This window comes from Clostridium bornimense, assembly GCF_000577895.1.
Taxonomy (GTDB): domain Bacteria; phylum Bacillota; class Clostridia; order Clostridiales; family Clostridiaceae; genus Clostridium_AN; species Clostridium_AN bornimense.
In genome coordinates, this window is the sequence record NZ_HG917868.1 from 1,352,103 (window position 1) to 1,378,282 (window position 26,180).

23 protein-coding genes and 1 riboswitch are annotated in these 26,180 nt (G+C 28.1%); of the genes, 16 read left to right on the top strand and 7 right to left on the bottom strand.

Translation table 11 applies throughout. The features are described 5' to 3' along the window. Positions 1-76 precede the first annotated feature (76 nt). The 6 genes from CM240_RS05970 to CM240_RS05995 all read left to right on the top strand — a co-directional run bounded on the left by CM240_RS05970 (position 77) and on the right by CM240_RS05995 (position 7,889). The gene (locus CM240_RS05970) at positions 77-1,303 is read left to right on the top strand and encodes a BaiN/RdsA family NAD(P)/FAD-dependent oxidoreductase (protein WP_044037397.1); all 1,227 of its coding nucleotides are present in this window, start codon (positions 77-79) and stop codon (positions 1,301-1,303) included. A gap of 4 nt (positions 1,304-1,307) precedes the next feature. Further along, a complete protein-coding gene (gene cmk, locus CM240_RS05975) occupies positions 1,308-1,952 on the top strand; it encodes a (d)CMP kinase (protein WP_044037399.1) in 645 nt (214 codons plus the stop codon). Positions 1,953-1,964: 12 nt separating this feature from the next. Then, positions 1,965-3,893: a bifunctional 4-hydroxy-3-methylbut-2-enyl diphosphate reductase/30S ribosomal protein S1 gene (locus tag CM240_RS05980; protein WP_044037401.1), complete on the top strand. Its 1,929-nt coding sequence runs from the start codon at positions 1,965-1,967 to the stop codon at positions 3,891-3,893. Between the two features lie 59 nt (positions 3,894-3,952). Next, positions 3,953-4,828, top strand: a complete 876-nt coding sequence (locus CM240_RS16820; RefSeq protein WP_051483725.1) for a GNAT family N-acetyltransferase — start codon at positions 3,953-3,955, stop codon at positions 4,826-4,828. Positions 4,829-5,188: 360 nt separating this feature from the next. After that, complete coding sequence (miaB, locus tag CM240_RS05990; RefSeq protein ID WP_044037403.1) at positions 5,189-6,520, top strand: tRNA (N6-isopentenyl adenosine(37)-C2)-methylthiotransferase MiaB; 1,332 nt, start codon at positions 5,189-5,191, stop codon at positions 6,518-6,520. Positions 6,521-6,719: 199 nt separating this feature from the next. After that, positions 6,720-7,889 (top strand): hypothetical protein, encoded by a 1,170-nt coding sequence (locus tag CM240_RS05995; RefSeq protein ID WP_044037405.1) that lies wholly within the window; start codon positions 6,720-6,722, stop codon positions 7,887-7,889. Positions 7,890-8,265: 376 nt separating this feature from the next. Here the strand turns inward: CM240_RS05995 and CM240_RS06000 are convergent, their stop codons facing one another. From CM240_RS06000 to CM240_RS06020, 5 genes are all read right to left on the bottom strand, one after another. Beyond that, complete coding sequence (locus CM240_RS06000; protein ID WP_044037407.1) at positions 8,266-9,543, bottom strand: FAD-dependent oxidoreductase; 1,278 nt, start codon at positions 9,541-9,543, stop codon at positions 8,266-8,268. Beyond that, on the bottom strand, positions 9,540-10,511 hold the full coding sequence (locus tag CM240_RS06005; protein WP_044037408.1) for a sulfide/dihydroorotate dehydrogenase-like FAD/NAD-binding protein: 972 nt from the start codon (positions 10,509-10,511) through the stop codon (positions 9,540-9,542). The genes CM240_RS06000 and CM240_RS06005 overlap by 4 nt, the downstream gene beginning before the upstream one ends. A 144-nt stretch (positions 10,512-10,655) precedes the next feature. Then, positions 10,656-10,958 carry a hypothetical protein gene (locus CM240_RS06010; protein WP_044037409.1) on the bottom strand — a complete coding sequence of 101 codons (303 nt, stop codon included), beginning with the start codon at positions 10,956-10,958 and terminating at the stop codon, positions 10,656-10,658. Positions 10,959-11,068: 110 nt separating this feature from the next. Further along, the gene (rluF, locus tag CM240_RS06015) at positions 11,069-11,821 is read right to left on the bottom strand and encodes a 23S rRNA pseudouridine(2604) synthase RluF (RefSeq protein ID WP_044037411.1); all 753 of its coding nucleotides are present in this window, start codon (positions 11,819-11,821) and stop codon (positions 11,069-11,071) included. A gap of 85 nt (positions 11,822-11,906) precedes the next feature. Next, a complete protein-coding gene (locus CM240_RS06020; protein ID WP_044037413.1) occupies positions 11,907-12,209 on the bottom strand; it encodes a hypothetical protein in 303 nt (100 codons plus the stop codon). Positions 12,210-12,427: 218 nt separating this feature from the next. Then, positions 12,428-12,529: riboswitch (purine riboswitch) on the top strand. A gap of 85 nt (positions 12,530-12,614) precedes the next feature. Here CM240_RS06020 and CM240_RS06025 point away from each other — a divergent pair. From CM240_RS06025 to CM240_RS06065, 9 genes are all read left to right on the top strand, one after another. Then, positions 12,615-13,982: an NCS2 family permease gene (locus CM240_RS06025; RefSeq protein WP_044037415.1), complete on the top strand. Its 1,368-nt coding sequence runs from the start codon at positions 12,615-12,617 to the stop codon at positions 13,980-13,982. Positions 13,983-14,070: 88 nt separating this feature from the next. Next, on the top strand, positions 14,071-14,472 hold the full coding sequence (locus CM240_RS06030; protein ID WP_044037416.1) for a hypothetical protein: 402 nt from the start codon (positions 14,071-14,073) through the stop codon (positions 14,470-14,472). Positions 14,473-14,571: 99 nt separating this feature from the next. Beyond that, complete coding sequence (locus tag CM240_RS06035) at positions 14,572-15,951, top strand: MATE family efflux transporter (RefSeq protein ID WP_044037418.1); 1,380 nt, start codon at positions 14,572-14,574, stop codon at positions 15,949-15,951. 156 nt (positions 15,952-16,107) lie between these two features. Beyond that, entirely contained in the window at positions 16,108-18,753 is a 2,646-nt protein-coding gene (gene mutS, locus CM240_RS06040) for a DNA mismatch repair protein MutS (RefSeq protein ID WP_044037420.1), read from the top strand. 11 nt (positions 18,754-18,764) lie between these two features. Beyond that, a complete protein-coding gene (mutL, locus tag CM240_RS06045) occupies positions 18,765-20,618 on the top strand; it encodes a DNA mismatch repair endonuclease MutL (protein ID WP_044037422.1) in 1,854 nt (617 codons plus the stop codon). Between the two features lie 10 nt (positions 20,619-20,628). Then, positions 20,629-21,573 carry a tRNA (adenosine(37)-N6)-dimethylallyltransferase MiaA gene (miaA, locus tag CM240_RS06050; protein WP_044037425.1) on the top strand — a complete coding sequence of 315 codons (945 nt, stop codon included), beginning with the start codon at positions 20,629-20,631 and terminating at the stop codon, positions 21,571-21,573. Between the two features lie 37 nt (positions 21,574-21,610). Further along, complete coding sequence (gene hfq, locus CM240_RS06055) at positions 21,611-21,862, top strand: RNA chaperone Hfq (RefSeq protein WP_044037427.1); 252 nt, start codon at positions 21,611-21,613, stop codon at positions 21,860-21,862. 50 nt (positions 21,863-21,912) lie between these two features. Further along, entirely contained in the window at positions 21,913-23,193 is a 1,281-nt protein-coding gene (locus CM240_RS06060) for a methionine gamma-lyase family protein (RefSeq protein ID WP_044037429.1), read from the top strand. Between the two features lie 31 nt (positions 23,194-23,224). Continuing rightward, positions 23,225-23,833: a 4'-phosphopantetheinyl transferase family protein gene (locus CM240_RS06065; RefSeq protein WP_044037431.1), complete on the top strand. Its 609-nt coding sequence runs from the start codon at positions 23,225-23,227 to the stop codon at positions 23,831-23,833. A gap of 61 nt (positions 23,834-23,894) precedes the next feature. Here the strand turns inward: CM240_RS06065 and lexA are convergent, their stop codons facing one another. After that, positions 23,895-24,503 (bottom strand): transcriptional repressor LexA, encoded by a 609-nt coding sequence (lexA, locus tag CM240_RS06070; protein WP_044037433.1) that lies wholly within the window; start codon positions 24,501-24,503, stop codon positions 23,895-23,897. Between the two features lie 159 nt (positions 24,504-24,662). Between lexA and CM240_RS06075 the strand changes: the two genes are divergently transcribed. Next, positions 24,663-25,085 (top strand): hypothetical protein, encoded by a 423-nt coding sequence (locus tag CM240_RS06075; protein WP_044037434.1) that lies wholly within the window; start codon positions 24,663-24,665, stop codon positions 25,083-25,085. A gap of 38 nt (positions 25,086-25,123) precedes the next feature. On the opposite strand, the gene CM240_RS06080 is transcribed toward CM240_RS06075, so the two are convergent. Further along, entirely contained in the window at positions 25,124-25,963 is an 840-nt protein-coding gene (locus tag CM240_RS06080; protein ID WP_044037437.1) for a tyrosine-type recombinase/integrase, read from the bottom strand. Positions 25,964-26,180 lie beyond the last annotated feature (217 nt).

Sequence of the window (26,180 nt, forward strand, 5' to 3'; positions counted from 1 at the left end):
AAATCGTATTAATATAAGCTAAGAAGCATATTGCTTTTTGGCTTTTTTAATAAATACATATATAGTAGGTGAGTAAATGTCATCTGTAATTGTTATAGGTGGAGGACCGGCAGGAATGATGTCTGCTATAAAAGCAGCAGAAGAAGGTAACGCAGTTACTTTAATAGAAAAGAATGAAAAATTAGGGAAAAAATTATATATAACAGGAAAAGGTAGATGTAATGTAACAAATTATAAAGATATAAGTGATTTCTTTGATAACATACCAGGGAATCCTTCATTTTTATATTCTTCATTATATACTTATACTAATTTAGATGTAATGAATTTTTTTCAATCTGAAGGAGTAGACTTAAAAGTTGAACGTGGTGATCGTGTATTTCCAAAGTCGGATAAATCTTCTGATATTATCAGAGTATTTGAGAAGAAACTTAAAAAAAACAATGTAAAAATATTACTTAATACTGTTGTAGATGATATAGAATATAATGATGGAATTGTGAAATCAGTAATTTTAAAAGGTGGAAAAAAAATTAAGGGTGACTACTATATAATTGCAACAGGAGGTATTTCATATCCTCAGACTGGTTCTACAGGCGACGGATATAAGTTTGCTAAAAAAGCAGGTCATACCATAATATCTCCAAGAGCAGCACTTACATCAATAACTGTAGAAGAACAGTGGGTTAAGGAATTATCAGGATTAAGTTTAAAAAATGTAGAATTAAGCCTTAAACATAAAAATAAAGTTATATATAAAGGCTTTGGAGAGATGTTATTTACTCATTTTGGAATTTCAGGACCTATTGTATTAACTGCTTCTAGATTAGTTCATGATTTTGATGAATTAACAGCTAGTATAAACTTAAAACCTGCATTAGATAGAAATAATTTGGATAAAAGAATTCAAAAAGACTTTGCTAAATATGTAAATAAGGATTTTAAAAATTCATTATGTGATTTATTACCAAAAAAAATCATAGATATAGTTATACGATTATCTAACATAGATGAAAATAAAAAAGTAAATTCTATCACTAAAAATGAAAGAAATAATATTATTGATGTAATACAAAACTTTACTTTAAAAGTCTCTGGTGTTAGACCTATTGCAGAAGCAATAATAACAGCCGGAGGAGTCAACACTAAAGAAATTGATCCTTCTACGATGCAATCTAAATTTATTAGCAATTTGTATTTTGCTGGAGAAGTTATAGATGTGGATGCTAATACAGGAGGATTTAATTTACAAATAGCATACTCTACAGGATTTTTAGCCGGTAGTAATATAGAAAAGAGGTAAATAAATGAACTTTAATATAGCAATAGATGGTCCCGCAGGATCAGGGAAAAGTACTATAGCAAATTTGTTAGCAAATAAGTATGATTTAATGTATATAAATACTGGTGCAATGTATAGAGCTGTTACACTATTTGCTAAGGAAAATAATATAAGACCTGAAGATACAGAAAAACTATCTAAGTTAATTAATGATTTGCAAATGCATTTTGAAAAAGAAAAATTAATTGTTAATGGTGAATATGTTAATGATAGGATTACTATGCCTGAAATTAGCAATTCTGTATCTGATTATGCAAAAGTACAAGTTGTAAGAGAGTTATTAGTAAAGGCGCAAAAAAAACTTGGAAAAGAATATAATGTAATAATGGATGGAAGAGATATAGGCACTAATGTTCTTACAGACGCTAAGTATAAGTTCTTTTTAACAGCAAATCCAGAAGAAAGAGCAAAGAGAAGATATTTAGAATTAACTAGTAAAGGTATAGAAGTAAATTATGAAGATATATTAAATGATATAATTAAGAGAGATCTAATAGATTCAACGAGAGAAATTAGTCCTCTTAAAAAGGCTGATGATGCTATTGAGATAGATACATCAAAATTAAATATAGATGACGTTGTTAACTATATATGTGAGTATATAGAGTAGGTGGGATATATAATGGGAAAGAAAATAATATTAGCAGAAAATGCAGGGTTTTGTTTTGGTGTTCAAAGAGCAGTAGATTTATCACTTAATAATAGTGAAGATACTAATAACATTTATACTTTAGGGCCATTGATACATAATAATGATGTGGTGAAAAAGTTAAGAAAAAATAATATACATGAAGTAGATGTAGATAAAATTTCACAACTTACACCTGGAACAAAAGTAATTTTAAGATCTCATGGTGTTGAAAAATCTGTTATTTCTAATTTGAAGGGAAAAGGATTAGATATTGTGGATGCTACATGTCCATATGTTACTAACATTCATAAAAAGGTTGAGAAATATCATAATAATGGATATGCTATAGCTATAGTAGGAGATTGCAATCATCCGGAAGTAATAGGTATAAATGGATGGTGTGATAATTCTGCTATTATAACTAAAGACGGTAGCGATTTTAATACAATGGATAATTTTCCTAAAAAGTTATGCATTGTAACTCAAACTACGAATAAAATAAGCAATTTTGTTAAAGCAGTAGAAGAAGCTACGAAGCTTACAAAAGAATTAGTTGTTTTTAATACTATTTGTAGCGCTACAGAAGTAAGACAAAAGAATGCAGAGGAATTATCTAAAAGAGTTGATATAATGATTGTAATAGGTGGAAGACATTCGTCTAATACAAATAAATTATATGAAATTTGCAAAAAAAATTGTGAACACACAATTCTTATTGAAAATTCTTCCGAAATACCGGATAATATAATTAGTTGTAATGAAAATATATCTATAGGTATAACAGCTGGTGCATCAACACCAGATTGGGTAATAAAGGAGGCTATTAATAAAATGAATAACGATAACGAATTAACAATGAATGATGTTTTGAATCAAATGGATTCAGCTGAATCTATAAGAGTAGGATCAAAAGTAAAAGGAAAAGTTATATCAATAAATGATAAGGAAGCATATTTAGATATCAATAATAAAGCTGAGGCATTTTTACCAGTTACAGAGGTATCATTACCAGAGAATACTAGTCTTGATGAATATTTAAAAACTGGAGACGAAGTAGAAGTAAAAATAATAAAATTAAAAAATGATGATGGATATGTAGTGGTGTCACTGTTAGAATTACAAAGAGAACTTATAGTTAAAGAATTAAGCGATGCTTTTCAAAATAAAACTATAATAAATGTAAAAGTAGTTGAAGTAGTAAAAGGTGGAGTGATTTGCTTATTCAAAAATGCTGCAAGAGTATTTTTACCTGCATCACAAATTGAACTTAATCATGTAGAGGATTTATCTATCTATGTTGGTAAAGAATTAGAAGTTAATGTTATAGAATATGAAAAGAAAAATAGATTATCAAAGATAGTTGTTTCAAGAAGAGTTTTACTTGAAGATAAAAAATCAAAAGAAGAGGCTAAAGTATTTGAAACAATAAAAGTTGGAGATATAGTAGAAGGTGAAGTAAAGAGAATAACTGATTTTGGTGCATTTATTGAAATCCAAGGAGTGGATGGACTTGCACATATTTCAGAATTATCATGGGGAAAAGTAAGTAAAATAACAGATGTTTTATCAATTGGACAAAAAGTGAAAGTAGTTGTTTTATCAGTTGATCCTGAAACAAAGAAATTATCATTATCTATCAAGAGAACTACTAATGATCCATGGTTAAATGTTGAAGAAAAATATCCTGTGGGATCAGTTGTATTAGGAAAAGTAGTTAGATTTACATCATTTGGAGCTTTTGTAGAATTAGAAGTAGGTATAGATGGTTTAATTCATATATCTCAAATAAGTGAAAAGAGAATTTCTAAACCAGATGAAGTGTTAAGTTTAGGTGAAGAAGTTAAGGCTAAAATAATTGTTGTAGATGCAGCTAAGAAGAGAATAGAGCTTTCAATTAAAGAAGTAGATTATATGCTATAAATAAAAAGTCAACAGTTTACTGTTGACTTTTTATTTAAATCTTAGGGGAATAAAATCATATGTATGTTTTAGAAAGAATAAATAAAAAAAATTTTAAGTACTTGAAAGATCTTAATTTAAGATCCAAAGGTTTAAATAATTTAAATGAGGATATACTTATAGAAATTAAGCGCGATAGATTCTTAAAAAAATTTAAGTTATTAAGTAAATTAAGAATTATATCATTTAAAGGGAAATATGTTGGATTTATATGGTTTGAAAGATCAAAATATGAGTACAGTGTTTACAATATAAAATCTATATATGCTGAGGGGGATAACCTAGTAAATGTATATAATAAGCTGTTGTCTATTATACCTGATTCATATAGTGGTATATACTATTCATCTATAGATAATTGTATTTATAATAATGTATTAGAAGCTTTAAAGTTTAGACGGTTATCGGGCGCCTGTGAAATGAAAATGGATTTATGCAAAATAACTACTAAATGTGAGAGTGTTGATAATCTAGCTTTTAAAATGTTTAAATGTAATAGAGATGAAGATTTAAGATGTAGATTACAAAATATTATTTTTTATAATAGTAATCGGATCCCTTTAACTGTAGATGACATCAAATATGATTTGACACAAAAGTATTCCATAAGAAATGGAGGAGTCTTTTTATACTATGAAAATGAACCTATAGGTTATGGGCAAATAATCTATGATAAAAGACGATATTATATAGTCAATTTTGGAATAATTCCAGCATATCGAGGAAAAGGATACAGTAAAAATTTGTTATATAAATTATGTTCTCTTGCACAAAAATTTAATGCAGATGAATTATATTTAAAAGTTGATGTTAATAATAAAGTGGCTATAGATTTATACAAAAAATTTGGATTTGAAATTGTAGAAAAATATTATAGATGGATTAAAGTAGGCTAGAATTATTCTAGCCTATTTTTAAGAAAAAGATTTGGGTGAGTACGGTACAGATGAGGTCTTTGATTGATAAATATAAGATGAGTTTAAATTTTTAAAATAGGACTTTTCACTTATACAATCACATTTTAAAGATTCATTAGGATTATTAAATTCGTTTAGTTTTTCTTTAGCATCATACATAGATATTCCTCCTTACTCTAATAATAGTTTTTCCTAAATTTCTAAAGAATATAATTTATTTATATAAAATTTATTAAAGTTTATATAAGTTGAATGATTTTAATTCATTTTCTTTATTTATGAATAAAATATTGTTATAATACTGAAAGTGATATTTTTAGATTAGGAGTGTAAAATTTAATGAAAGAAAATAATTTAAGATATATAATTGAAACTTGGGGCTGCCAAATGAATGAAGAAGATTCAGAAAAGATATCTGGTATGTTAAAATCTTTAGGGTATTCACCTACTGATCAAAGAGAAGAGGCAGATATTATTATCTTTAATACTTGTTGTGTTAGAGAAAATGCCGAACAAAAAGTTTATGGTAACTTAGGTATGTTAAAGAAGCTAAAAGAAAAAAATCCTAATTTAATTATTTCTATATGTGGATGTATGATGCAACAAGAAGGAATGGCTGAAGAAATTATAAAAAGATTTCCACACGTAGATATAATTTTTGGTACCCATAATGCTCATAAGTTCCCAGAATATTTAAATAGAGCTAGACAAGAGGGAAAATCTATTGTTGAAATAAAACAAAAAGATGAAGGGATAATCGAAGGTATACCTATAGACAGAAAAAGTGATGTAAAGGCATTTGTAACAATAATGTATGGATGTAATAACTTCTGTACTTATTGTATTGTTCCTTATGTTAGAGGAAGGGAAAGAAGTAGAAAGCCAGAAGATATTATTAATGAAATTAAAGGATTAGTTAATGAAGGATATAAAGAGGTAACTTTATTAGGTCAAAATGTTAACTCTTATGGTAAGGGGTTAGAAGAAGATATTAATTTTGCAAAACTTCTTAGGTTAGTAAATGAAATAGAGGGATTAGAAAGAGTAAGATTTATGACATCTCATCCTAAGGATTTAACTTCTGATGTTATTGATGCTATTGCAGAATGTGATAAATTATGTGAACAAATTCATTTACCTGTCCAAGCAGGATCTAATACATTGTTAAGACGTATGAATAGAAATTATACAAGAGAAAAATATCTAGAGTTAATGAAGGAAATTAAAGCAAAAATACCAGATGTATCAATAACTACTGATATAATCATTGGATTCCCTGGAGAGACAGAAGAAGAATTTGAAGATACATTAGCTCTTGTAAAGGAAGTTGAATATGATTCTGCATTTACCTTCTTATATTCTATAAGACAAGGTACTCCTGCTGCTAAACTTGAAAATCAAGTTGATGAAGAAACTAAACATAGAAGATTTAATATTTTGATTGATGAAGTAAACAAAATAATAGCTGAGAAAAATAAGAAATATGAAGGCAGAATTTTAGAGGTTTTAGTAGAAGGTTTAAGTAAGAATGATGATACAAAAGTTTCAGGAAGAACTAGAAATGGTAGACTTGTTAACTTTGAAGGAAGTAAAGATTTGATTGGAAAATTAGTTAATGTAGAGATAACAAAAGCTCAATCTTTCTCATTAATAGGAAAAATAGTAGAATAATATTTTGTATTTATATAAAAAAGCAAGGATTTATCTTGCTTTTTTATTTTTATATTTTAATTTATTAAATAAATTTACAAATATCGATAAATTGCGATTGTAAATTTACTTTATTTAGTGTAAAATTAAATAAAATGTAAAATAAATATATAATGTTATTTAGAAACAATATATGTAATATACAAACGGGGGTTCTGGAATGGAGAGTAAAATGTATAAAGTAGATGTACAGAAGGTATATGATATTATTAATAATATTAGAAAAGAAATTTCTGATTTTGCAGAAAATGATGATATGTTAATGAGTATATATAACTCATTTGATGATTATATGGATTTTGATGTTGTAGAATTTAATTATATAAAAAAGGCATTACAAGTTTCTAATGATGAAATACTTTATGGTAGTGAAAATTCTAAAGAGAACAGCTCTACTTTATATGAAGTGGATGTAAAAAAAATATGTGATATCATTGATTCTATAAAATATGATATACCTAATTTTGCTGAAAATGATACGTTATTAATGAACATATATAATTCTTATAATGATTTTGTTGAAGTTACAGAAACAGAACTTGAATGTATCTCATTATCACTGCAAGTTTCTAGTGATAAAATTTTATATGATGAATCATCATATAGTAATGTGGAAGAAAAGGTATATAAAGTTGATGTCAACAGAATAAAACGTTTTGCTGATGAGATAAAACAAGAAATACCAGGTTTTATTGATAATGATAAGTTATTATATGAAGTATATAATTCATTAAATGCTTATACTGAAGTTAGAGATAAAGATTTAAAACATTTATCTAATTATCTGCAAATTCCTGTAGAGGATATACTTTATGATGAAATAAAGGCAAATACTAAAGTAAAAGAAGTAGAGCCTACTGAAAAAAAGGTATCCTATAATAATACACTATCAAACGAAGAGTTTATATTAGATTCTAAGTTATGTAGAGAGAGATTAAAAGAATTAAAATCTAAGGATTGTGTAATAACTATGTCTTCTAAAGATTTAGCTTCTATTATTGATAGTAGTGTTGAATCTTTTAAGAGTGATAATTATAAAGATATCGCAAGTCAATTATTATGTAGCCCAAGAAGGATAGAAAGTTGTACAGATGGTGACGATGTATTTTTACTTGATACTGTTAAGTATCAACATAAAGTATATTTGTCAGGAAAAGCATTAATTGATGTTCTTAAAGATAGTTATATTAATCCTAAATTTTTAGAAAGAATAGAGAATAATGACTTTATTTCACTTAAGAGAAGAAATGCTAAGATTTTATCTGATTCAGTAAATTGTTCATTAGAAGAAATTAAATACTTAGGAACAGATGATAATAATATGTTCTAAATATAGTATATAAGGGGCTGTCGCACAAATGAATGTGGCAGCTTTTTTAGCAAAATAAAGCAAATGAAAGGTATAGTGCATGGTACAAGTATGAGGGCACAAGGCACAGGTATGGATGAAATTCCTGCAGAATTTCTGAAATTTTAAGTGTTTAATTGAATGATATAAGTTAGGCTATGTCTCTTACTTATATCACAGCTAATATAAAAGTCATTACAGAGGGCTAATAAAGGTTGCACATTCATATAACTTGATAAATATATGGATTTATAGTAAATATAAGAAAATCTTACTTGTGACCTGTGCCTTACCTTGTGTCATAATAAAAGGAGGTATCACTAACAACTTTTTATTTGTTAATGCGCCCCCTTATTTATCATACTATTTTTTCATTAAATATATTGTACAAATTTAACTTCTTAATATTTTTAACTATTTTATCTACATCGGTAGTGTATAGCCCTACATCTTGCATTCGTTTGAAGTATTCAGATCCAGCAAATGTATATCTATTTTTTCGTCCTTCTTTTGTTGACATCTTATAGTTTGCATATGATATTATATCGCCGATTGCTATACTTCTAGGTAAAATAAGAAGAGGCATACCTAAAACAAATCTTACTGCATTGTATCCAGCTAAAGCACCGGTGCAGATTGCCTCTGTATGACCAACAAATAATCCACCTTTTTCTCCTGCACAGAATAGATTATCTAAACCTTTTACTTTCATATCATCATATCTAGGAGCTACAGATAAATATCTTATAGAGTTCCCAATTCCACCTGAATAAGGATCGCAATATCTAGCTTCTTCTAAACCTTTAATTTTTCTTAATTTTTCCAAGGGGTAATAAGTTGTCATTAATTTTGCATGTCCAGTATCTAATAGGATGATGTTCTCTGCAAATTCTTTTAATGCATATTGTTGACATACTTTACTTTTTAGTTTATCCATATTTATATCTTCTTTCGGAATTTCAATAACTACAACACCTTTTTCATCTAATTCTTCTACAATATCTTTGGAGAGGGTTTCTTTTAAAATTTTACAGGAGCCAGACATAGCGCCAGGATTCTCATCGCTTCTCATACCTTGTAAATCTTCTATACCAGCACGAGCACTTATAGAAACCCTTGGTCCAAATGATGGACATCTTAATATACACATTGAGCATCCATTTCCGTATTTTAAACAATTACCCATAGGTCCAGTAGAACCTGTTGTTTCGATAAATACATCTCCACTGACTTCACTTCCATCACTTAAAATGATTGACTCTATAGTATCTTCCTTCTTTTTTACGTCTATAACTCTAGTTTTAAAGTGTATATTGATTCCCATATCTATTATTTTATTCCTTACTGCTGGTTCTATTTTATTTACATCATAAAGCCAAGCATGTTTGTGGCCTGGAAAGTCAATATTTTTATGACGACTCAAGTTATCACATATATCTATTAATTCTCCTGCGCCTAGTGCTTTTAACTCTTCAGCAGCGGTAAATCTACCGTTATTTCTCATTATTCCACCTACATTACCTAAACCCAAAAGTAAATCTGTTTTTTCATATAAATGTACTTCCGCACCTGCTTTACTAGCAGTTATTGCAGCGGATACACCAGACCAACCACCACCGATTATAACTACTTTCATATTAAACGTCTCCCTTCGAAAATAAATTTAGGATCTACTTGTACTTTGCAAAGACGTTTTACAACATGACCTTTATAACGTGATGTACAAGCACCGCAGATTCCTTCGCCGCAACACATTTTCGCATTATTGCAACAAGAATATGATGTAGAATCATCATTGTAAGTTATTATATTACTTATTAATATATCAGGACCATCTATGTGAATTAGGTCAAATTTATTTATCGTTAAGTAGTCTTTAAGTGCTTTAGGGAGTTCGCCTTTATCTATTGTATTCATATATATTGGAGTTATATTATATTTATTTATAAGTTCATCAATGTAATCAGTTTTAAATGCACCTTTATCTAATATTAAAGAAATGTTGTTTCCTCTAGTATATAATTTTTTTAAGACAGGCATCATTGGTGCAAAACCAATACCGCGAGATATTATAAGGACATTTTTATCATGAGTTTTATTTAAATTTTTTAATCCAAGGACTCCATTCCAATAAGGAGCTCTCAATAATATATCATCATGTTCATTTAAATTAGAAATAGATTTTGTCTTTATACCTTTTAATTCTATAACAAAGGATACAATATTATTTTCATCATCAACATCCATAATTGATATTGGAGTATCATAATATAAATTATCATTAGGCGCTCTCATGAAAACATAAGAACCAGGAACATTTAAACTTTCAGCTAGTGCTTTAGAAACTAATATCCTTAACTCTAATAAATTCTCTTCAAGAAGGGTCTTGTTTAATATTTTACATTTATAGGTTTTGCGACCTTCTTTTGCTTTAAAACCATTATCAAATAGTTCTTTATAAATACATACTCCATGCCAATTCTTACAATCACAGAATTCGTTACCTTGTAAGTGAGAGCAAAGTATACAATCTCCTGATAATGCAAGATGGCATGGACAATATTCAGTGCCACAATCGATACAGTCTATAATCTCGTAATCCATAGCATTCCTCCGAAAAAAACTATATTATTATAATATAATTTACATTCAGGAATGTTACTAGAAAATAAAAATGGCCTATACAAGATTATATAAATATTAAAAAAAACTGTTGCAGACTAACCAGAGTTAGATGCAACAGTTTTTTTATTCATACTTGAATTTTATTAGTATTTCTTTGATACTTCCCTTAGAATTTTTTCTTATAATAAAGTTTTTAATATCAACAAACTCATTATCAAGTTGATAATTTAATTCGTTAATAGTAGCTTTACACTTTTTGGCTAAATCTCCATCTTCTATAATTACAAATCTACTTTTTTTACATGTAGTTTCATTATGTAGATCATCTAATATAACATAATATTCTGGCCCTTCTTCTAATACAAAATACTCTTTATTGAGAGTAAGAGTAGAACATAAATCATTATCAATACATTTAACTATCATACCTAATCCCCCTTATAATTACCTTAAGTAAATTATATAATAAAAATTCGTAAATTAATATTGGTCAGTTATATATATTTTTATAAGTAGTTTTGTAAAAATAGATAAATTTATGTTTTAGATGAATCAGAAATAAGATTATTTATACATTTAAGCTCATCTTCGGTTAAATATCTCCATTTTCCTAAAGGAAGTTTATCTAATTTGACATTCATAATCCTTATTCTTTCTAATTTTGTTACATTATAATTAAAATGAGAACACATTCTGCGAATTTGTCTATTTAAGCCTTGCGTTAAAATTATATTGAACTTATAATCACTAATTTTTTTTACTTTACACTTTTTAGTAACTGTATCTAAAATAGGTACACCATTACTCATTTTATTTATAAAGTTTGTAGTTATACGTTTATCTACTGTAACAATATATTCTTTTTCGTGATTATTGCCAGCACGTAGAATTTTGTTAACAATATCACCATCATTAGTTAAAAAAATTAATCCTTGTGAATCTTTATCAAGACGGCCAATTGGAAAAATCCTCTTATCATGATTAATGAAATCAACAATATTTCCTTTCACTGATTTTTCAGTTGTGCATGTTATACCAACAGGTTTATTCAATGCAATATAAATAAGGTTATTAGTATTTTTTATAATTTTATTGTCAATTGTAACTACATTTGATTTAGATACTTTCATTCCTGTCTCTGCGATAACACCATCTATTTTAACACGTCTGTTTTCTATTAACTTATCAGCTTCTCTTCTAGAACAAAATCCAGTTTCACTTATAAACTTATTTAATCGAATTTCATCAGATTTGTCATTATGAGTTATTAAGTTATTTTTATTCTTCATTTATGCCTCCGTGTAGAATGTTATATAAAATAAATATGAAAAGAACGGCAAAGAAATTAACCGTTCTTCATAAGTAAACATTTATTTATTCATATTTAAATTTAATTATTATTTCTTTTATATCTCCTTTTGAATTCTTTCGTATAGTAAAATTCTTGATGTCTTTAAAATCACTTTGAAGTTGGTAAGATAACTCATTTATAGTAGCTTTACATTTTTTTGTTAAATCACTATCCATTATGATTTCAAAACGAGATTTTTTACAAGTAGTTTCATTTCTTGTATCATCAAGAATAACGTAATATTCTGGACCCTCTTCAATAACAGTGTATTCTTTATTCAATGTCAGTGTAGAGCATAAATTATTATCGATACATTTTATTATCATGAAATAAACCTCCTAGGTTATTAATTATCAATATTTTTATTAACAGTATAATAAATAAATATAAAAAGTGTTACACTAAGTTTAGCTATATTTACTATATCAAAAAAATGAGAATAAATCAAAGAGTTTAGTTATAGTTAAAATATCAATATGCCGAATTATATATATATAAAAGATAAATTTATTCGTCTCTTGACGAATTATATCAAAGCTTTTATAATTAACTAAGATTAATAGCTCATATAATTTTGGCGATAGGGGTCATAAGTTTCTACCAAGATACCGTAAACATCTTGACTATGAGTATATATAATTGAAGATAAATCGATTATATATGGCCCGTTATGAGTGAAAAAATTTCAACTTATAACGGGTTTTTGACTTTAACATTTAGGAGGAATAATAATGGAAAACTTATCACCTAAAGAAAGAATTTTACCTATTCTTTCGAACAAAAAAGTGGATTACAAGAAAGAGGTAGTAGCTGGTATTACAACATTTTTAACAATGGCTTATATTATAGCAGTTAATCCTCAAATTCTTGGAGCAACTGGTATGGATCAAGGTGCTCTTGTTACTGCTACATGTTTAACAGCAGCTATAGGATGTATATTGATGGGTATATTTGCTAACTTACCATTTGCATTAGCATCAGGTATGGGATTAAATGCTTACTTTGCTTATTCGGTTGTTATTGGTAAAGGAATTTCTTGGGAAGTAGCATTAACAGCAGTTTTTGTTGAAGGAATTATATTTATATTACTATCACTTTTCAAAGTGCGTGAAGCAGTAGTAAATGCAATACCTAAAAATTTAAAGTTAGCTGTTACAGGAGGAATAGGTCTTTTTATCGCTTTCGTTGGTGTTCAAGGATCTGGATTAGTTGTAAATGATGATTCAACTTTAGTTGCTATGGGAAGTTTCACTCCAGCAGTTGTTATAAGTTTAGTTGGATTAATTATAATAGCTGTATTAGACAAGAAAAAGGTAAAAGGTGCAATATTATATGGTATAGCAGTATCATCTATATTAGCATGGGGAATAGCAATTATTGATGCAGATTATGCTGCAAAGCTATCAATTTATTTACCAAATGGATTATTTAAGTTTGAAAGTATATCACCGATAGCAGGAAAATTAGATTTTGGATATGCTTTTCACAAGGATACTATTGCAACATTTATTACAATAGTATGTACATTCTTATTTGTAGATTTCTTTGATACTGTAGGTACATTAGTAGGTGTTGCATCTAAGGCAAAAATGCTTGATAAAGATGGAAAGTTACCAGGTGTCGGTAGAGCTTTATTAGTTGATGCAGTTTCAACTACAGCTGGAGCAGCTATGGGAGTTTCAACTGTTACAACTTACGTTGAAAGTTCTACAGGAGTCGCTGCTGGTGGAAGAACAGGATATACAGCGATAACTACAGGTGTATTATTCTTTTTAGCAATGTTCTTTTCCCCAATATTTGTTGCTATTCCTAGTTGTGCTACAGCTCCAGCACTTATGTATGTTGGTTACTTAATGCTTGGTGTGGTTAAGGATATAGACTTTGATAATATAACTGAAGGAGTTCCAGCATTTTTAACAATAGCTGCTATGCCTTTAACATATAGCATAGGTGATGGATTAACACTAGGTGTATTATCATATGTTATCATAAATATACTTTATAATATATTTGCTAAGAAAGATGAGAAAAAAGCAAATGTATCATGGGTTATGATTATATTAGCAGTATTATTTATTTTTAAGATTGCATTTCTATAAAGAATTGAGTCACTAGAAGTTTTCTAGTGACTTGTTTTTTTTATCATATATAATATACTTATAATAAAAAATCTATTAGGAGAATCCAATGATAAAAATCAAAATTGAAGAAAAGAGAAATTCAAACTTTATTTTCAAAGTTGCTATAACAGATGATAATATCAGTAATGACAAGTTACTTAAAAGATTATTAATAGAAGGAAAAAAGATAAGAGGTGAATATACATATGAAATTCCTTTAAGGTTTTTGTTACCAATATTAAATAACTATAATAAAGATAATATTGATATTGATAAAGATAGTATTGTTGAATTTTTTCAATTCTCAGATTTATATGATGAGAAATATTATTATACAGCAAGAGTAAATGATAAATATATGAAATTATGGATAAGTGAGCAATGTCCTCCTATATATAAGATATCAATAAATAGAGAAAGTAAAGAAGTAAATTATAGAATAGCATTTAAAAGCAAAAGTATTAAATAAGCAACAAATACTTTTGCTTTTGTTTTGTAATGAGATAAAAAATTATTTATATGTATACGATATAATAAATATTGACAAAAACAAACAGGGGGATGACATATGCAAAGGGATAAAACTATTAAAAGGAAGTTATTTAATTACACATGGCCTATATTCATAGAATCAGTATTACTTTCTTTTTTAGGAAGTATGGATGTATTTATGCTTGGAAAATTTTCAGATAATGCTGTTGCAGCAGTGGGCGTTTCTAATCAGATTATATGGATGTTTAGTTTAATGTTCGGGATAATAACCTCGGGGACTTCAATTTTAACAGCACAATATATTGGAGCAAATAAAAAAAATAAAAGTAGTAATAATGATAATATTATTAGGTTATGTGGTGTTTCTATATGTTTTAATACTTTGATAGGTATATTTTGTAGTGGTCTAGTTGTAGTTGGAAGTACTGTAATGCTTAAGATGTTAAATACCTCAGAAGAGATTCTAGGAATAGGTAAAGAATATCTTGTTATTGTTGGTGGTTTTATTTTTACACAGTCTATACTACAAACGTTTACTGCAATTTTGAGACCACATGGGTACACAAAGGTTTGTATGTATGTTACTTTAATAATGAATATAACAAATGTAATTTGTAACTACATCTTTATATTTGGTAAATTTGGAGTTCCGGAATTAGGTGCCGTTGGTGCTGCTATAGGAACTAGTACCAGTAGAATAATTGGTATGATAATACTTGGTATTGTTTTATATGTAAAGATATTAAGAGGAAATTCCTTAAAATGTATAAAGGTTTCACCTGAAGATGATTTAAAAAATATATTAGCAATAGGTATACCAGCTGCTGGAGAACAAATATCATATAATTTATCACAATTAGTAATTACATCTTTTATAAATATGATTAGTATAAATGCTATGGCTACAAAAAGCTATGCTATGAATCTAATAAGTTTTGCATATATATTTTCTACTTCATTAGGACAAGGGACTAGTATATTAGTAGGGCAATTAGTTGGTGAGGATAAAAATGATGAGGCATTAAATATAGGAATTAATTCAATAAAAAAATCAATTTTAGTAAGTGTATTAATTAGTGGAGTATTTGCACTTTTTGGTAGTAGACTAATGTCTTTATTCTCTAATAATGCTGTAATAATTGAAATGGGAGCTTTAGTATTAATTATAGATGTATTTTTAGAACCAGGCAGATCTATAAATCTAGTTGGTATTAATTCCTTAAGAGCAGCTGGGGATGTTAAATTCCCCGTTTATATAGGTATAATATCAATGTGGATATTTGGAGTTGGACTTGCATACATACTAGGTATACAATTTAAACTTGGATTAATCGGTATGTGGATAGCATTTGCTATTGACGAATGGTTTAGAGGAATTTTAGTCTATAATAGATGGAAAAAGAGAAGGTGGCAAGGTAAGGCCTTTACTAATGAAGTAGAGGCAGATGCATGTTAAGTTGAAAACTTAAAATATATTATGAAACGAAGAAAGTTTTAAAGAATTTAGATGAATTTTTAAAGCTTTCTTTTTTATATATGGATGCGTTTATAAAAATATGTGTTAAAATAGGTGTATATTAATAAAAAGATGACATTTTATGGAGGAATGTATATGGCACTTACCCCGATGATGAAGCAATATGTTGAAATAAAGGAGACTTGTAAGGATTGTATTATTTTTTATAGATTAGGCGATTTTTATGAAATGTTTTTTGAGGATGCAGAAATAGCAGCGCGAGAATTAGAGTTAGTGCTTACAGGAAGAGATTGTGGCTTAGAAAAAAGAGCACCAATGTGTGGTGTACCATTTCATGCATCTTCAATGTATATTGGAAGATTAGTTTCTAGAGGATATAAAGTAGCTATTGTTGAACAATTAGAAGATCCATCAAAAGCTAAAGGATTAGTTAAAAGAGGAGTTGTAAAAATATATACTCCAGGGACTTATTCTGATACTTCTTTTCTAGAGGAATCAAAAAATAATTATATACTTACACTAGGAGTAAATAATAATAAGTGTACATTAGTATTTGCAGATGTATCAACAGGAGAATTTAATGTTACTTCTTTTGATTATGATGAAAGTATACTTATATCAGAGGCATCTAAATATTCACCAAAAGAATTATTGGTAATGGATAGTATTGATGATAAGGTTATTAATATAATTAAAGAGAGAATAGAGCTTACATTAACAAAAAGAACTTCAGACATATTTAACATAAATGAAGAAAAGCTTATAAAACATTTTGGACAATCGGTTTTAGAAGGAATTGATTCTACAGCTAAACTAATTATTTGTGGAGCTCTAAATTATATAATAGAGACTCAAAAAGAATCTTTAAATCATATTAACAAAATTAATTTTTATAGTGTTGATAATTATTTATCAATTGATATTAATAGTAGAAGAAATTTAGAGCTTACAGAGACATTAAAAGATAAGTCTAAAAAAGGATCGCTACTTTGGGTTTTAGATAAAACATCTACTGCTATGGGTGCAAGACAGCTTAGAAAGTGGATTGAAAGGCCTCTTATTAATAAAGATTCTATCAATAGAAGATTAGATGCTGTGGAGGAACTCTATAATAATCTAGCAGTGAGGGAAGATTTAAGAGAAGCTCTAAAAGACATATATGATATAGAAAGATTAGTTGGAAAAATTTCATCAAAAAATGTAAATGCTAAAGAGTTAATTTCCTTGAAAAACTCATTAGGAAGAATACCAGAAATTAAGAACTTACTTAAAGATATAAATAGTGAATTACTAAAAGATCTGTATAGCAACTTAGATGAATTAAAAGATGTTTATGATCTTTTAGATAAGTCTATAAGTAACTCACCAGCAATAACTTTAAAAGAAGGTAATATAATCAAAGCTGGATATAATGAAGATATAGATACTTTACGTGAAGCAAAAGAAAATGGTCGTATATGGATTGCAAACTTAGAGAGTAAAGAAAGAGAAGAAACTGGGATAAAATCACTTAAGGTTAGCTATAATAAAGTATTTGGATATTATATAGAGGTAACTAAAACAAATTTACAATTAGTACCTACAGATAGATATATAAGAAAACAAACTTTAGCAAATGCAGAAAGATATATTACAGAAGAATTAAAAGTAATGGAAGAAAAAATCTTAGGAGCTGAAGAAAAATTAATAAGTTTAGAATATGATACCTTTATTTATATACGAGAGAAAGTTGAGCATGAAATAGAGAGAATGCAAAAAAGTGCATTAGTATTGTCAACATTAGATGTTCTAGCTTCGCTTGCAACAGTGGCATTAGAAAATAATTATGTTAAACCAGTGGTAACAGGTGATTATGAAATTGATATTATTGAAGGACGACATCCTGTTATTGAAAAACTTCTTTCAAATGGACAGTTTGTATCTAACAATACAATATTAGATGAAAAGCAAAGTTTTATGCTTATTACTGGACCTAATATGGGTGGTAAATCAACATATATGAGGCAGATAGCATTAATTTCAGTGATGGCACAGATGGGATCTTTTATACCTGCTAGTTCAGGTAAAATTGGAATATGCGATAAGATATTTACACGTATAGGTGCCTCTGATGACTTGGCTTCTGGTAAATCTACTTTTATGGTGGAGATGTGGGAAGTTGCCAATATATTAAATAATGTTACAGATAAGAGTCTTGTTTTATTAGATGAAGTTGGAAGAGGTACTTCTACATTTGATGGATTATCTATCGCATGGGCTGTTATAGAACATTTAACTAAGAATAAAAATGCTAAATGTAAAACTCTATTTGCAACTCATTATCATGAATTAACACAATTAGAACAAAGCTTAGATGGATTTAAAAATTATTATGTAGGTGTAAAGAAAATAGATGATGAGCTAATATTTATGCACAAGATCCTAGAAGGTAAAGAGGATCAATCTTATGGTATTGAGGTAGCAAAACTTGCAGGACTTCCGAAATCAGTTGTAGAGCGTTCAAGAGAAATATTAGAGTCATTAGAAGGTAAGAAATCTGTTAATGCTTATAATGTATCTTATGATGAAGTATCTGTAACAGAGGATGAAACTAAAGAAGTTGAAGAAAGTAAGGAAAGTAGTTATTTAAGTGATAATAATTCAATGACACAAATTACTTTTGAATCTTTAGAAAAAGATAACTTAATATCAACTTTAAAAGAAATAGATATAGTAAGTATGACACCGATGGATAGTATGAATATGCTTTATAAATTAGTAAATGAAGCTAGAAAATTATAAAAGGGGGATATATGGATAATAGAATTAATGTATTAGATAATGAAACCTCCAATAAGATAGCGGCGGGAGAAGTAGTTGAGAGGCCTCTCTCTGTAGTTAAAGAATTAATTGAAAATTCTATTGATGCAAAGGCAAAAAATATTACCATTGAAATAGAAGACGGTGGTCAAAAGCTTATTAGAGTAATAGATGATGGAATAGGCATACATTTTGATGATATAAGAAAAGCATTTATGGAACATGGTACTAGTAAAATAAACTCAATAGAAGATGTTTATAAGATAAATACACTAGGGTTTAGAGGTGAAGCATTACCTTCTATTGCATCAATATCAAAATTAACCCTTACTACTTATAGAGAAGGGTCTAATGGAGGTAGTATTACTTTTGAAGGTGGAATAGAAAAGACATTCTCTATTGCAGGAACTAATAAAGGAACTATGATAGAAGTAAGAGATTTATTTTATAATGTACCAGCTAGACTAAAATTTATGAAAACTCCTCAAAGAGAAGGTTCATTAATTGCTGATATAGTTAATAGGATAGCACTTTCGCATCCGGATATATCATTTAAATTTTATAATAATGGAAAACGAATATTATTAACATTAGGAAATGATAATTTAAAAGATGTAATAAGATCTGTATATGGAAAGTCAACTATAGATAATTTGATTTACTTTGAAAATATAACTGATACAGTATCTGTTTATGGTTATGTAGGAAACATGGAGTTAGCTAGGGGAAGTAGAAATAATCAAAGCGTATTTATAAATAAAAGGTATATAAAAAATAAACTTATTGGAACAGCTGTGGAGAATGCAGTAAAATCATTTTTTACAATTAATAAATTTCCGTTTTTTATACTATTTTTAGATATATATTCTGAATTAATAGATGTTAATGTACATCCAACAAAATCAGAAGTTAAATTTAATGATGATAAAGTTATATTCAGCACTGTTTTTCATGGGGTGCATAATGCATTAAAAGAATATGTGAAAAGTGATTTTTTAGAAGAAGAGGTTAATGACCGAGAAGAAACAACTAATATTGTAGTAGAAAAAATAGAAATGCCTTTAGATTTTAAACGAACTGAAGTAAAATATAATACCTTTGAGATGGAAGTACCTAAAAAAGAAGTAGTTTATGATTCAGGTGAAATTTATAGTAGAAACATAAAAAGTATAAATGAAGAGACTAAACCATTATATAATAATGTGGTAGAAAAAGAAGTATACAATGAAAAAACTGAATATATTCCAATTATCAGTAGAGAACCAAAATTCCCAAAGTTTAAAGTTATAGGTCAAATACTTAAAACTTATATTGTACTTGAAGGTGCAGATTCATTAATACTATTAGATCAACATGCTGCTCATGAAAAAATACTATTTGAAAAATATTTTTCTGAAATTAAAAGTAGAAAGGTACATTCTCAAATATTGTTAAGTCCAGAAGTTATACAGTTGCCATATGATGATTTTATAATATATACTGAGAATAATCTTGTTTTTAAAGAGGCAGGTTTCTTAATTGAGGAATTTGGAGGAAATTCAATAGTAATAAAAGAGGTACCTATTTTTCTTGGTAAACCTGAAGTAAAAGATTTATTTTTATCTATACTAGATAATATTAAGAAAATGGCTTCCACAGATACTATAGATATAAAATACAATAAAATTGCGACATTAGCTTGTAGAAGTGCGGTAAAAGCTAATGATAAACTAACATACGAAGAGATGGACTCTTTAGTTGAGCAGTTACGGTATATAGAAGATCCGTTTAACTGCCCTCACGGAAGGCCGACTATGATTAAAATAACAAATACTGAACTTGAAAAACGATTCAAAAGAATACAATAAGGAGGACATTTTGAAACAGGATTTAATTATAATTGCAGGACCTACTGCTGTAGGTAAAACAGATATATCTATAAATCTAGCAAGAGAGATAAATGGTGAAATTATATCTGCGGATTCTATGCAAATATATAGATATATGGATATAGGTTCTGCTAAGATAAGTGAAACAGAAATGAAGGGTATAAAACATCATTTAATAGATGTTATTGACCCAAGTGAGGAATTTTCAGTATCTGATTTTTATGAAAAAGCTACTGAAGCTATAAAAGATATATCATCTAGAGGGAAAACCCCTATTTTAGCTGGAGGTACTGGACTGTATATTAATTCTTTAATTTATAACTATGCTTTTGCAAAAGCGGATAAAGATGAAGAATATAGAAATTACTTAGTTAATTTAGCAGAAGAAAAAGGTAATGAATATGTACATTCTTTACTAAAAGATAAAGATAAAGAAGCATATAATAGACTATATCCGAATGACTTAAAAAGGGTTATTAGAGCTCTAGAGGTGTATAAAACAACAGGAAAAACATTAAGTGAAATAAATAGCGAAGTTGATGTATATGATATTCCTTATAATATAACTTATTTTGTATTAAATATGGATAGAGAAAAATTATATGATAGGATAAATCTTCGTGTAGATATTATGTTAGAAAAAGGATTATTAAATGAAGTTATAAATTTACGTAAAATGGGGTATAATTCAAGTATGCAATCTATGAAAGGAATAGGTTATAAAGAAATACTTCAATATTTAGAAGGTGATATAACTTTAGAAGATGCAATATACTTAATTAAGAAGGGAAGTAGAAATTACGCTAAGCGTCAGTTGACATGGTTTAGAAAAGATAAGAGAACCATCTGGATCAACAAAGATGAATTTAAAAGCGACAATGAAATTCTCGACTTTATGATAGATAGTATTAATGGAAAAAATATTATCAAATAGTGTATAGTTACTATTAATTTTTTTGGGAGGGAGAAAAATGAATAAATCAACTAATAATCTTCAAGACATATTTCTAAATAGCGCGAGAAAAGGTAAGATACCTGTTACAATACATTTAACTAATGGATTTCAACTTAAGGGCTATGTTAAGGGATTTGATAGTTTTACTGTTATTCTTGAGAGCGATGGTAAGCAGTTAATGGTATATAAACATGCTATTTCTACCATAACCCCGGGAAAACCAATTTTATTTAATAATAATTATGAAAATGGAGAGGAGAGAGAATAGGAATATCCTGTTCTCTTTTATACTGTATATATTTTAAGGAGGAATTTATTGTGTTACAACAAACTAAAGAATATTTAAAAAAGGAATTTAAAATAAAAGATGAAGTATTATCTCTTAGCGAAAAAGCTTTATCAGAAATAGAGCATGTATTTAATAGATATGATGAAATAAGAGAATTTAATCAATTGAAAGTCTTAAAAGCATTACAAGAAGAAAGAATTTCAGAATCACATTTTACTAATTCTTCAGGATATGGTTACGGCGATATTGGAAGAGATTCTTTGGACAAGGTATATGCTAGAGTATTTGGAGCAGAAGCAGCTTTAGTTAGACCTCATTTTGTAAATGGTACTCATGCAATAGGTGCAGCTTTATTTGGAAACCTTAGAACTGGCGATACTATGATGAGTATATGTGGATCTCCTTACGACACTTTACATAATATAATAGGTATTGGTAACAAAGGTAAGATCGGTTCTATGAAGGAATATGGAATCAATTATGAACAGGTAGATTTAACAGATGACGGTAAAATAAATTTAGAAGAGGTTAAAAATAAACTTGAAAGTATACCATCTATTAAGTTAGTACATATTCAACGTTCTACAGGATATGGATGGAGAAAAGCTTTATTAATTGAAGATATAGAAAAAGTAATTAAGTTTATAAAATCAATTAAAGAAGATGTTATAGTATTTGTAGATAATTGCTACGGTGAATTTCTAGATTTAAAAGAACCTACAGAAGTAGGGGCAGATTTAGTAGCAGGATCTCTTATTAAGAATATAGGGGGAGGAATAGCACCTACTGGAGGATATATTGCAGGAAAAGAGGAATATGTTACACAAGCTTCATACAGATTAACAACACCTGGAATAGGAGGAGAATGTGGATCAACATTTGGAGTCGTTCGCTCAATGTACCAAGGATTATTTTTAGCACCACATATAACGATAGAAGCGGTAAAAACAGCTATCTTTACATCTAAGATAATGGAATTAGCAGGCTTTGAAGTTTTACCTAAATATGATGATGAAAGAAGCGATATAATTCAAGCTATAAAGTTTAATGATAAGGATAAGTTAATAAAATTCTGTAAGGGTATTCAAAAGGGGTCACCTATAGATTCTTTTGTTGAATGTGAACCTTGGGATATGCCAGGCTATGAAGATGAAGTTATAATGGCTGCAGGTGCTTTTATTCAAGGATCATCAATTGAGCTTTCAGCTGATGCACCGATAAGAGAACCTTATATAGCATATTTACAAGGTGGACTTACATTTGATCATGGTAAGATAGGGGTATTAATTTCACTTTCTAATATTTTATAATAAGATAACGTATTAATAAAAGGGGTTTGTTTTGAGAATAATAAAGAAAAAAATAGATTACAATTTAAGTAGAGAAGACTTTCTAAAGTTACTAGCTAATTTAAATGATAATGATAAAGAAAAAATACTTAGGTATAAGAAATATGAGGATTCTTTAAGAAGTTTATATGGGAAATTGTTATTAAAAGATGCTCTTAATATAGTAGAACTTAACTTATCATATAATGAATATGGTAAGCCATATTTACAATCACCCTATGACGATATTCATTTTAATATATCACATTCAGGAGAGTGGGTTGTTGTTGCTATAGATACTGTGCCTATTGGGATAGATATTCAAGAGATAACAAATACAGATATAAAAATTGCGAAGAGATTTTTTAGCAAAGAGGAAAGTGAATATATATTTTCTCTTAGTGAGGATAATCAAATAGAGGCTTTTTTTAAGCTATGGTCTTTAAAGGAAGCTTATGTAAAGGCCAAGGGAAAAGGGTTATCTATACCTTTGAATTCATTTACTATTGACATAAGTAGAGATACTCCTATTTTAGGACAAGGTTCAGATTCAAAAATATGTGAATTTTACAGTGATAAAGTAGGAGAGAATTACTTTATGTCAGTATGCAGGATGATTTAAGATTAATAATAAATAATAGACTATTGAAAAATGTTTTCAATAGTCTATTATTTATATAATACTATTTGTAATTTCTAAAGATACCGATAAGTTTTCCTAATATGGAGCAATCATCTACAATGATAGGTTCCATAGTTGAATTTTCAGGTTGTAATCTTATATGATCTTTTTCTTTATAAAAAGTTTTAAGTGTGGCTTCATTTTCTATAAGTGCTATTACTTTATCGCCGTTTGAAGCAACATTTGTTTTCTCAATAATGGCATAGTCTCCATCGTTTATACCAGCTTCAATCATTGACGTACCAGATACTTTAAGCATAAATAATTCTTTGTTAGAATGTATGAATTGAAGCGGAAGAGAAAATGTATCTTCTATATTTTCTACAGCTAAAATAGGCATTCCAGCTGTTACTTTTCCTACTACAGGAATTCTAACCATTTCTTTAGGAACCACTTCTTCTTTTGTGAACTCAATAGCTCTAGGCTTAGTTGGATCACGTCTTATATATCCTTTCTTTTCTAGTCTAGAAAGATGTCCATGTACAGTAGAAGTAGACCTTAAGCCAACAGCTTCACAGATTTCTCTAACAGAAGGTGGATATCCTTTCTCAAGAGTAGTTTTCTTCAAAAAGTTATAAACTTCCATTTGCATATTTTTCTTTTCACTCATTTTACCTACTCCTTTCAATAGTATTATAGCATATTAAATATTCAACTTCAAACTTATGTTCGATTCTATAATAATTATATACTTTATTTGAAATAAGTATTCATATTTGATATAATGTTTAGATGCTAAAAACAAAATATAAACGAGAGGAGCATTGCTATGAGTTTAGATAAAAAAGAAAAGTATGAGAATGAAGATGACTTATGTGATCTTTATGAAGGAAAAATATGCAATAGCTGCGGAGATTGTTTAGGTTTAAATAACTTGGATACCAGAGCTGTAAAAGTAGCGTCTATAATTGAGGATGAAGAGAATGCAAAGGTTATTGAAAATACATCTGGTGAGTTAATTGATTCTGTATTAGAAGATGATTGTGATGAAGACTTAGAAATGGATATGGAAATAGATGATTCTTATACAAATGAGGATCTTGAAAAAGAATATGTTGAAAATCTAATAGATGGTGTAGATATTGAATATATAGATGATATAGAAGGTCTTAACGATATTTTAGATGATGAACTTAAGAAGGGGAGTTATATGGAAGAAGTATTCCCTGGATTTTTTACAATTAAAAAATAAGATTAATATAAGGGAGACATATATCTCCCTTATATTTTTTATAAATTATTTATTGTATCTAATAATTGTTCTTTAGTTTTTCTTGTATATATTCTAGTGGTATTTATATCACTATGACCAGCTAAATCAGCTACTGTATCAATAGATATTCCTTTTTCAATTAGAGACATACAATATAAATGCCTAAAATTGTGGGCATGTGCCTTTTCTTTATCAATACCAGCTAAATTTGCATACTTTTTTATTATAGTATCTACAGTTTTTCTACTTAGGTTTCCTGTTTTGCCAGTTTTACTTGTAAAAAGATATGGTGTATCCCTGTTTATTCTAACGTTAAGGTAATTTAAAAGGATATCTCTCAATCTTTTTGGCATAAATACCTCTCTATGTTTAGAACCTTTTCCTTTTATAGAAATATTATTTTTATTAACATCACTAACTTTTAGTGACAAAGCTTCGCTGACACGCATTCCAGTTAAATATAGAGTATAAAATATAGCAATAGCTCTTAAGTCATTCTTAGACTCAGCTGCTTCAACTAAAGCTTGAAAATCATATTTACTTAAACTGTGTTCTAGATAATTTTGTTTTTGTGTTTTCTCTACCTTTATAACTACATCTATATTTCTTGCTTCTTCATCTTTTAAGTATCTAAAAAAAGAATTTATTGATGAAAGTTTTCTATTTAATGTCTTAATAGTAAGTTCCTTATCCTTTATGTAATTTTTATAATTATCAATATCTGTTTTATTAATGTCTTCTACCTCTTTTTGTGTAAAATCCATAAACTCAATAACATCATTTTCGTATGAAACAATAGTATTTATACTTTTATCATCATCTTTTAGTGAATTAAGCCACTTTTCTACATCTGTCATCACTTTTCACCTCCACATTTATTATATCATATCCCTCTTTTACAAACAAGACATAATCCGCATTATGTCTTGTTAGAGAATTTTTATACAAATTATATTCAAATAACCTATGTAAACCGATGGTTTACTTGTATTTATATAAGTAAACTTAAGCATAACCAAAATGGTTAACTTGAAGTGTTTATTAATATAGTATATAATAATGAAGAGATATTAT